Origin of the sequence: Bradyrhizobium sp. (genome assembly GCF_049798375.1) — a bacterium.
Lineage (GTDB): Bacteria > Pseudomonadota > Alphaproteobacteria > Rhizobiales > Xanthobacteraceae > Bradyrhizobium.
Map to the genome: position 1 here is coordinate 1 of NZ_JBARGP010000387.1, position 5,024 is coordinate 5,024.

Sequence of the window (5,024 nt, forward strand, 5' to 3'; positions counted from 1 at the left end):
CACCAATCCGCCTGATCATAAAGCGACCGGATAGCGCGCCAGCTGGCGTTTGCGTAGCGGCGCGTCCCCTCACTGCAACCAAGGAACAATCATGAGAGAGTATTCCCGATCTCGCGCGCTAAGCGAGGCAAACAAGGTATTCAAGTCGGAAGAAACCAAGACACTGACCGATTACGAAATAGCGCAGCAGTCATTCCGCGCGAACCGGGAGCGCTTGAAAGCGGAGCGATTGGCGCGCGACATCAAACCGAAATCCGCGCCGACTAACGCCCGATCACACGGACGAATTGCCGGATTGCACGACGGAAACGTTCTATCGGCAGATCGCGATGACCACGACATCAGGTGCGATCACAAGATGGTTGACTTGGCGATTGATCGATCCGCTCACACCGTCAGCAGATTGCAACTCGCCTGCACAGATACCGCGACACAAGCCGTGCCCGCCACCTGGATCTCGTCGGTGGCACCATGATCCCATGGACCATCGACCTCGTCAGCGTAGTCGCGGCAGTTGTTCTGGTAACAAGCTTCATCTGCGCGCTGGCTGCTCAAGTCGTCTAAGTCTTGTCGCAGCCGACAGCACCGAGTCCGGGATGCCGGTCCCGCCCCAGCGGCGTGGTGGGAGATCGGCTGTGCAGCCCGGCGGCGCCCACTTCGTCGAGCGCACCGGAAGCTCACCTGAGCATGCAAGCCTTCATCGATCGGCTCCAGACATAGCCAGCGCCGCAAGGTGGCCGCGGATGGGCACCGGCCGGACATTCGTTCCAGACCCGCGCGCCGCTTTCCCAGCCATTGACCACGCAACCACCATTCACTGCGGTGTGGCAGCCGGGTCCGCAGCCATCGTTAGCACGAGCCGTGCTAATCCCCGCAAGTGCAGTCGTCAGGGCTGCCGCAAACAGCCATTTCGTCATTTTTGACCTCACCCGTCTGGGATCACTTCTCGGCAAATTGCGTGAACGGCGCCTTGGCCTGGTCAGGCTCGGCGCCCCACCGTAGTCCGATCCGGACGGCCTCGCCGCCCGAGACGGTATGACCGAGCGCCGTATCGAACGCCTGGCATGGCGCCAACAGCGCCACCACCGAAGTGGCGGAGGGCCCAGGACAATAATAATCCGTGCTGGTGAGCGTATGCACTGTCCATGCGGCACCGACCGCAACGACACCCAATGCGATCACACCCAGGGTCCGGTCTTTCATGGCGGCGCTCCTGCATTGCCCCCAGAGAAAACCCTGAGCATCAAGACAGGTTCCAGAGCGCGCCCGGTCCTGGCCGGCATAACGAGAACGGCGCCAAGCGGCGTTTCAGAACACGACGTGGACGCCGAGCCGTCGTTCACTCACTCGAACAGGTGCCGTGTCAGGTTGATGATGAAGGCCGCCGGCACGCCGATCACGGCGCCGACGAAGCCATAGGCAAAGCCGCCCCAGATCGAGGCCGCACCGCCCGGCCCCATCACGCCGCCATAGACGAAGCCGAGGCCGCAACAGGCGAGCGTGACGATCACGAGACGGCGGTCATTGGCGGCTTCGACGCGCAGTTTCCGCAGCTCTTGCCGGCTGTGCACATACGGCCCGATCGGCTCGGTCGATCCGCAGCGTGGGCAACTCGCCGCGCTGGAGGAAATCTCCTGTCCGCAATCGTGGCACGCCACGAGCTCTCGTCGCAAACTCTTGTTCATGTCGACTCAAGATGAGGCACGGCGACACGGTTTTCAATCCGGCAGCCCCCGCCAGCGCCAGCGCCAGCGCCAGCGCCAGCGCCAGCGCCAGGCATGGAAACCCCGGATGTGGTCAAATCATGGTCGTGGCTTGATCGCGCGGCTGCGCAGGAACGCATCAGTCTCGGGTCACGGCCCGAAACACCAAGGCCGCCGCGCACGATCGCGCCCGCGATGCATACGCCGCCCCACCCTGCCTGCTCATAGATCAGCGTGGAGAGACCCGAGCCTGCCGCCGAACCGATCAAGTAAAAGATCATGTAGGCGGCGGGTCAGCCTGTTCTGCGCCTCCGGAAGGAATGATAGATCAGGCTCTGATTGGCGACATGCACCGCCTGAAGCGCGAAATCCATCGTGATCACGCCAAGGATCAGGAACCACAGGAGTGCGACAACAAGGCGATCGGCAGCCAAGAGAGCAGCATGATCGCCAGCGCAACAGCACTGGCGCGCTGCGCATCTCCGACCGCGAGCAGGCAGACGATCGCCATGCCAACCAGCAGGACCGCACCCGTCGGCGGACGGCAGCCCTATCAGGAGTATGTGCTGACCGCGAAAGGCCGCGGCATGTTCCCGCTGCTGGTCGCGCTCAGGCAATGGGGCGAAGACTATTTCTTCGATCCTGACGAGGCGCATGTGCTCCTGGTCGACAAGAAGAGCAGCCTGCCGGTGCGACGCCTCGAGCTGCGCACGCAGGACGGGCGCGTCCTCGGGCCGGAGGACGCCGAGGTGCGCATGCCGTCACCGCCGGCCACGCGGGGACGAGCATCGCGATAACAGCAGAGCCCGTTGTAGGCGACGGCCTGAGACGCGTCGCGCGCCGGCGCTTCAGTGCGCGGTCATCCAGGCGCGGGCTTCGCGCTGCGCCGCCGCGATGTCGGCGTCCGACATCATTTCGGCGACCTCACGACGCATTGCGATCGCGTCAGGACGGCCCTTCACGGCAGCAAGGTTAAACCACTTGTGCGCCGCGATCAGATTGACCGGACCTTGGCGTCCGCTCGCATGCAGCATGCCGAGGTCGAACAGCACATCGGCATTCGCAGCCGCTTCCGCCGAGATCGCGCTATCGAGATTGATCTGCCCCTGAAACATCGTCGCTCTCCATTCTCTTGAGGAGGCGGCTCATGCGAGCGCGGCCCCCGTCCACCTGTTCAACACCCCATGCCGTTTGCCGGCTTATGGGTTGATCATGACGCTCAAGTTTGAATGGCAGTTTAAGTATCGCACTGAACGACGTGTAAACGTGACGCAACGCACACAGCTAAGCCGTTCATGACGCCACTGATTTTGCTGTCGTTTTCGAAACCGGCAAAGGTCGGTTTACCGTCTCGCTTGGCAAACCCATAACCATCCGCGACGGCGATCGTTCGCGCGGGCTCACGCCAACAAAGCGCGCGGCTCGAAGCCCTACGGCGTTCCTAAGGAGATTGTTGCAGGGGCATAAAGCGGGAGGCGCGAAAAGCCGGCAGCCACTCCCGTCAGGGCAAGCGCCCGTAACGATCAGAACGAGGGCGTCGGCGAACACGTCAGGATCAGATCTCGCGGCAGCAGTGACGCCTTGGCGAAATTGCAGACCGAACAGCGGATCTGCACCGAACGAAGAAACCTGTTCTTCTGCCGGACCGGGACATGAGCGGCAGAGCCACCTGAAGTCCGATCCGGCCGTCGACCTGATGTCTCGCCGACACCCTCTTCATCGACTGGAGCTTGATGGCGCGGCCCGCTCACAAGGAGCAGGCAGGCCTGCGCTCCAACGACGTGCCGGCATCAAAGCCGCCGGCTCATCTCGCGCAAACGCGAGACGTCAGTTACTTCTTCTTGGAGACCTTCTTGGTCTTCTTCGCGGTCTTCTTCGCCGCGGTCTTCGCAGTCTTCTTCACTGCCTTCTTCGCCTTCTTCGCTTTCTTGGCCATGTTGCCCTCCGATGTGTGAGATGGCTTAGTCGCTGCGTGCATTCGAGAATCGAGCTGCACTCCTTCTCGAATACACCAACGCAGTGAAAAAAACAGCGTCCGGCTTAAAGAAGTGTTGACACGCGAGCGCGCGAGAGAGCGACGCGGTTCACGACAAGAGGGCGCGAGCGACGCCTTCGATGAAGCGGCGAACGCGCCGACGCAAAATCATCGAACTAATAGATGTTGCAGGAAACGCGGTCATTGCAGGCATTTCTTGCAATCGATCTCGATGCGCAGGCAGCATGCGCGATGTCATCGCGAGCCACGGGCTCGGACGAAAAGCGTCTTGCGCGGCCCTCCGAGTCGGGAATTTTGGCAATGAAAAAATTTTCGTTGATATCGTCCGCGCGAGCGATCCGGGCTTGATCAGAGCGTCATCAACGGCGGCTTTTTGGAGAATCGCGTGCAAGCGATTCGCTCGCGAGGGGCTCGGCGAATGGTCGCGAGGAGCTCGCGAGAGGCGTCGCGCAGCACGTGCGCGACGTTGGAACGAAGACGACGTGACGTCGTTTTCAGATGCCGAGCTTGCTCTTCAGGAGGTCGTTGACCGCTTGCGGGTTGGCCTTGCCGCCCGACGACTTCATCACCTGGCCGACGAACCAGCCGACCATCTGCGGCTTCGCCTGCGCCTGCGCGACCTTGTCGGGGTTGGCAGCGACGATCTCGTCGACCACCTTCTCGATCGCACCGAGGTCGGTGACCTGCTTCATGCCGCGGCTCTCGACCAGCGAGCGCGGGTCGCCGCCTTCGGTCCAGACGATCTCGAACAGGTCCTTGGCGATCTTGCCGGAGATCGTGCCCTCGCCGATCAGTTCGACGATCGCGCCGAGTTGCTCGGCCGAGACTGGGGACGACAGGATGTCGCGGCCTTCTTTGTTGAGGCGGCCGAACAGCTCGTTGATCACCCAGTTGGCGGCGAGCTTGCCGTCGCGGGCACGGTCCCTGAGCTTCGACAGCACCGCCTCATAGAAGGCGGCGCTCTCCCGTTCCGCCACCAGCACGCTCGCGTCATAGGGCGAGAGGCCGAGATCGGCGATGAAGCGCGCCTTCTTCTGGTCCGGCAGTTCCGGCAGCTGCGCTTTCAGCTCGTCGACGAAGGATTGGCTGAACTCGAGCGGAAGCAGGTCGGGATCGGGGAAGTAACGGTAGTCGTGCGCCTCCTCCTTGGAGCGCATCGAGCGCGTCTCGCCCTTGTTCGGGTCGTAGAGCCGGGTCTCCTGGTCGATCGCGCCGCCATCCTCGATGATCTCGATCTGGCGGCGGGCTTCGTACTCGATCGCCTGGCCAATGAAGTTGATCGAGTTCATGTTCTTGATCTCGCAGCGGGTGCCGAGTTCGGCGCC

At 62.5% G+C, this 5,024-nt stretch carries 7 protein-coding genes; 2 read left to right on the top strand and 5 right to left on the bottom strand.

The features are described from left to right. The first annotated feature begins 91 nt into the window (after positions 1-91). A complete protein-coding gene (locus tag WA702_RS16550) occupies positions 92-475 on the top strand; it encodes a hypothetical protein (RefSeq protein WP_425111619.1) in 384 nt (127 codons plus the stop codon). A 202-nt stretch (positions 476-677) separates the two neighbouring features. On the opposite strand, the gene WA702_RS16555 is transcribed toward WA702_RS16550, so the two are convergent. The 3 genes from WA702_RS16555 to WA702_RS16565 all read right to left on the bottom strand — a co-directional run bounded on the left by WA702_RS16555 (position 678) and on the right by WA702_RS16565 (position 1,685). Further along, entirely contained in the window at positions 678-917 is a 240-nt protein-coding gene (locus tag WA702_RS16555; RefSeq protein WP_425111620.1) for a hypothetical protein, read from the bottom strand. 22 nt (positions 918-939) lie between these two features. Beyond that, positions 940-1,203: a hypothetical protein gene (locus tag WA702_RS16560; protein ID WP_425111621.1), complete on the bottom strand. Its 264-nt coding sequence runs from the start codon at positions 1,201-1,203 to the stop codon at positions 940-942. 140 nt (positions 1,204-1,343) lie between these two features. Further along, entirely contained in the window at positions 1,344-1,685 is a 342-nt protein-coding gene (locus WA702_RS16565) for a hypothetical protein (protein WP_425111622.1), read from the bottom strand. Between the two features lie 338 nt (positions 1,686-2,023). Here WA702_RS16565 and WA702_RS16570 point away from each other — a divergent pair, with 338 nt between their 5' ends. Beyond that, a complete protein-coding gene (locus tag WA702_RS16570; RefSeq protein ID WP_425111623.1) occupies positions 2,024-2,500 on the top strand; it encodes a winged helix-turn-helix transcriptional regulator in 477 nt (158 codons plus the stop codon). Between the two features lie 51 nt (positions 2,501-2,551). Here the strand turns inward: WA702_RS16570 and WA702_RS16575 are convergent, their stop codons facing one another. Beyond that, a complete protein-coding gene (locus WA702_RS16575; protein WP_425111624.1) occupies positions 2,552-2,818 on the bottom strand; it encodes a hypothetical protein in 267 nt (88 codons plus the stop codon). Positions 2,819-4,193: 1,375 nt separating this feature from the next. Further along, on the bottom strand, positions 4,194-5,024 hold an 831-nt coding region (gene gatB / locus WA702_RS16580; protein WP_425111625.1), incomplete at its 5' end, for an Asp-tRNA(Asn)/Glu-tRNA(Gln) amidotransferase subunit GatB.